We start from the raw sequence: 4,483 nt of genomic DNA, 5'->3' as shown, positions 1-4,483 counted from the left end.
TGCTAACGGTAGTATAAATATTTTTCTAAAAACAATCTCCGGGAATTAACCGGAGATAAGGCTAGATAGCGCCTAATACACAGTTTTTCGGGTTTATGCCGGAAATTACCGGGTTAAAGACTATCTGCAACACCCACGCATCAAAACACAAGCACAATGTTGATTGCAGCAGCAGAACAAGCACTCTCTCAAGCTCAAAAAAAAGGACGCAATTGTGTGATTCTTAATTTGGCTTGAAGTCAAACAATTTAAACTGACTTGCAGATGATTGCAAGTGCAAAGTGGGGACAATACGGTTCGGATAAGATCCCCCCGTCTAAAAAAGCTATGCATTAGTCAAATTATGGGGATGCAGGGATGACTTTGAGACTAGGGGCAGAATAGATGGAGAGAAACACGACATCTTCCGATCCTTCATTGATTGCTCCGTGAACTTGGGACGGTTCTGCTATATCAATCTGTCCACTGGAAATAATTTTCTTCTGTCCGTTGCCAAGATAGTAGGTTAATTCTCCCCTGATCACGATCCAGGTATCTTGTCCGTCGGGGTGAGTGTGTGCATGTACTTCTTGACCGGGATGTACACCCCAGACAGCAATGCCTGAATGTTTTGTGATCGCTATTTCTGTAACGATCGCTTTCTCATTTGAAAAGCGAACCAATTTTTCAACATCAAATGTGCGCTGGGTGGAGGAGGATAAGGTATCGGTCATCATCATCTCCATATAATTTCTTTATATTATACTATAGACATCTCCATAATTTAATTATGCGTTGCCCGAAACCCTTGTAAAGACGTAAAGAGTGGAACGTCTCTACATCTTTTCTGGAGATGTCTTATAGGCGAATTGATTACCCCAGAACACCTGAGCAATTTTCTTGGTTTGATTGCATCCTTTCATAAATTTTATTCTCTCAAATTATAAAACTTATCTGAGTATCCCATATTTTCCTTAACTAATTATTAACCAATTGTTCTAATTCTGCTTTCAAAGATAAAGGTTTATACCCCAAAGCAAAGGCTTTAGAACTATCCAAAGAAACATCACTAGGTCTTGGTGCTGCCATTTTTACATCTTGTTGTCGGCAAGCTTTCAATTTTGGAGAAGGCAGTTGAAATACTTCTACTAATAGTTTACCAAAATCGAAACGCGAAATCCGCTCTTTACCACCCAAATGAATTATGCCGGTGACTTTTTCTAACGCTAATAAAAGTCCTTTTGCCGCAGTTTTTGCACTGACTGGGGTGCGAAATTCATCGATGAATAACTTTAGTTCTTTTCCTTCTTTTAAAGTTTGTATAAATGGCTGCATAAAGCTTGTAGCGGTGGGTGTAGCCATCCCAAAGATTAACGGCATTCTACATACTGCTGTCATCGGATATCGTTTCAGCATAGCAGCTTCTGCCATAACTTTTTGCTCACCGTAAAGATTCACCGGACATACCGCGTCTGTTTCACTATAAGGTGCACATCTGCCATCAAAAACTAAGTCAGTTGATGTAAAAACACAAGGGATATTATAATCCGCACAAAGTCCAGCTATATTACTGGATGCTTCTACATTAATTGCGTGTGATTCTTCGGGGTGGGTTTGACAAAAGTTTGGTTGAGATTGTGCAGCAGTATGAATAACTGCTGCTGGCTGAATTTCATGAAATATTTGTTTAATTTCTGGAAAATTTGTGAAGTTAACTTTTAGCGTGTTTATGCCGGGAATGTTGAGAGAATGAGATAAATAGGTTCCATAAACTTGCCATTCTCGTGCTAAATGGCAAATATTCCATCCCAAAAAGCCGCTAGCTCCAGTAATTAACAGTTTTTTCATACATGTTTGAATTTAAAATGACACAGGCGTAGAAAAGTCAAGTCGCTTTTAGTTAACAATAAATATTAAAATTCTATATCTTCATAAATTTCAGCGATCGCCTTTTCATATGCTACTACAGCATCAACCTTTAGGTGCAGTGCTGTTAAGGCATTACCTCGGTTATACCAAGCTTTGTGAGAAATCAGGTTTCAGAGCGATCCGCTCGCTTGTTATAAACTATGGCTATTGCCTAACTCCACCTAATCGCAGCTACGATAAAACAGCTGTAGAAATAAGTCTGCTGGGGCAAAATAGAAAACATGACGATTGAATCCAACTCCAACTCATCCCATCTACCAACCCCAGAGCCGATTTTGGAACACGACTTGCAACCAGATGACTTTGACGGTGCCAAGAGTGAGAATTGCCTGACCCCAGAAAAGCTGGCAACTCAACAAGCGATCGCAATGGGTGCTTCATTGCAATCTCAACAAAATCAAGTTGCTCTAAAACAAGCGCAGTCTTTCCTCAAGCAACGCATTACGAAAAGCGTACCAGTTAAGCCAAGGGTATTACTGATTATTTTGGTAGCGATCGCCATCACTTTCATCGGAGTAGCCATAAATAACTGGATAATTGGCATCTGCGGTACACTATTAACTTTAGTGTTATCCCTGGCGATACTGATACCTTGGTTGCAAGTTGTCGTAGACGAATGGTTTTCATTTCAAGAACGAACGCTGTTTGTTGCCTTTTTAGGACTTTTAGTATCCGTAGGTGGCTTAATCAAGTTCGGTGGTATCGGTTCGCGCTTGCTGGCTTGGGGACGTAAAATTAACTGGGAAGCTTCCGGAACACTCGCAGAATGGTTTGGTGCATTGGGGCAAATTCTCATCGCCATTATCGCCGTTTATGTTGCTTGGCGACAATACGTTATATCCAAAGACTTGACAATTCAGCAAAATCTGCTGACGGTACAGCAAAACGTCATCACCCAGCAGCAGACAATAGATTCGTATTTTCAAGGCATCTCCGATTTAGTATTAGATGAACAAGGATTATTAGAAGATTGGCCTCAAGAAAGAGCGATCGCAGAAGGACGAACTGCGGCAATATTTAGTAGTGTAGATGGTAGTGGCAAAGCGAAAATTCTCCGCTTTCTCTCGCGGTCGAAATTGCTCACACCTTTAAAACGCGATCGCCACCTCGGTAGAGCAATTCTTGATGGTAGCGGTGGTTACGCTGAAGATCGCCTTTCCGGTTTGCGTGTCATCGATTTAGGTGTGATGCTTGCAGGTGCAGACCTTTCCGGTACAGATTTACGTTGGACAGACTTAAGCGAAGCGAATCTTGTCCGCGCTAATCTCAGCGAATGTGACTTAGTAAAAGCAAATATGAGCCGCACTATTTTATATGATGCCAATCTCAATCAAGCCGACCTAAACAGCACTCGGCTGTTTTATGGTTCAGCAGAAACCGCATCCCCACGCAGTCGCAGCGAAGCCCCAAAATACGAAACTGGTGAATGCACTGGTGCTGTGATAGAAAATGCCGATTTTACCAATGTCCAGCGCATGTCAGAGGCTAATCGCTACTACTGCTGTGCTTGGTGCGGTGAAAAAAGCAGAGGTACAATTCCCGGTGGTTGTGAAGGCATTCCTAATAAATTGGGAAAATAATTGTTAGTTGTTAGTTTTAAACCTAAAATACTCTCGCGTGTTCGTAGTGAGCGGTTTACCGCTCAAATCTTCGTTTTTAAGGGCTGAAGCCCTTACTACCTGACACCACTAACCACTAACAACTAAAACAGGTCATTCTTTGGGTGAGAAAGATTTAGACGATCCTAAAGGACCACGAGTGACACCAAGTTGCCGAAGTTGCAGCTTTAATTCTCGCCAAAGTTGATAACCTGTAATCTCCCCTTGCAACAGTTGTTGATAGCAATGTATCGTTTGCGTCACATATAAAGGTGTCTCATTCACAAATTCAATCCGTAAGTGCTGTAAACCAAGCTCTATCAGACGGTGTACATATTCGGCTCCAGTTTGAGCCGTGCCATTAAATACTGTATTGCGACAACCGACATCCGCTTGCAGAATGTGTTCACATCCTACCCGATCTTTAATTTTCACCTCATGCTTTTCACATGGTCTGCCGCAATTGGTATAGTCTGTCCCTTGAGAAAGAAACGCACAAAAAACACAATGTTCCATATGAAACATCGGCATATGCTGATGAATCGTTACCTCAAACCATTGCGGAGGACAACTATTAAGCAAGTCTTGTAGTTGGGTAATGTTTAAATCATAGGATGCCGTCACCCGTTCCAAATTAAAGCGATGTTTAAAGTAATCTGCGGTTAAAGCATTCGCAACATTAAAAGAGAAATCTCCGATACAGCGTTCTTGTGCGAAGAATTGTAAATGGTCATAATTCCGCACCAGATAACCATCAGCTTTACAAGCACGCACCTGCTCCAAAATCCAGTTTTCTCCAGGTTTGGTAATTCGAGGTAGCGCAAGCCAAATTTGGGGGGATGGGGAGAGGGGGAGAGTGGGGGATGGGGAGAGGGGGAAAGAATTGTCCCCTTGTCCCCCTTGTCCCCCTTGTCCCCCTTGTCTCCCTTGTCCCCCTTGTCCCCCTTGTCCCCCTTGTCTCCCTTGTCCCCCTTGTC

The 4,483-nt window shown here is 42.4% G+C and carries 5 protein-coding genes; 2 read left to right on the top strand and 3 right to left on the bottom strand.

Going from position 1 to position 4,483, the window contains the following annotated elements; genetic code table 11:
* Window positions 1–341: 341 nt before the first annotated feature.
* A complete protein-coding gene (locus OGM63_RS01730) occupies window positions 342–713 on the bottom strand; it encodes a cupin domain-containing protein (protein WP_263743774.1) in 372 nt (123 codons plus the stop codon).
* A gap of 244 nt (window positions 714–957) precedes the next feature.
* On the bottom strand, window positions 958–1,827 hold the full coding sequence (locus tag OGM63_RS01725; protein ID WP_263743773.1) for an SDR family oxidoreductase: 870 nt from the start codon (window positions 1,825–1,827) through the stop codon (window positions 958–960).
* Between the two features lie 109 nt (window positions 1,828–1,936).
* Here OGM63_RS01725 and OGM63_RS01720 point away from each other — a divergent pair, with 109 nt between their 5' ends.
* Together OGM63_RS01720 and OGM63_RS01715 are read left to right on the top strand one after the other, a co-directional pair.
* A complete protein-coding gene (locus OGM63_RS01720) occupies window positions 1,937–2,140 on the top strand; it encodes a hypothetical protein (RefSeq protein ID WP_263743772.1) in 204 nt (67 codons plus the stop codon).
* Window positions 2,130–3,488, top strand: coding sequence for a pentapeptide repeat-containing protein (locus tag OGM63_RS01715; protein WP_263743771.1), 1,359 nt, complete (start codon window positions 2,130–2,132; stop codon window positions 3,486–3,488). The genes OGM63_RS01720 and OGM63_RS01715 overlap by 11 nt, the downstream gene beginning before the upstream one ends.
* A gap of 132 nt (window positions 3,489–3,620) precedes the next feature.
* Here OGM63_RS01715 and OGM63_RS01710 read toward each other — a convergent pair.
* On the bottom strand, window positions 3,621–4,483 hold an 863-nt coding region (locus tag OGM63_RS01710), incomplete at its 5' end, for a U32 family peptidase (protein ID WP_263743770.1).

Source organism: Plectonema radiosum NIES-515 (assembly GCF_025753815.1).
Classification (GTDB): domain Bacteria; phylum Cyanobacteriota; class Cyanobacteriia; order Cyanobacteriales; family Nostocaceae; genus Hassallia; species Hassallia radiosum_A.
Note: the sequence above shows the minus strand (reverse complement) of the source record. Positions and strands in the feature narration are given on the sequence as shown.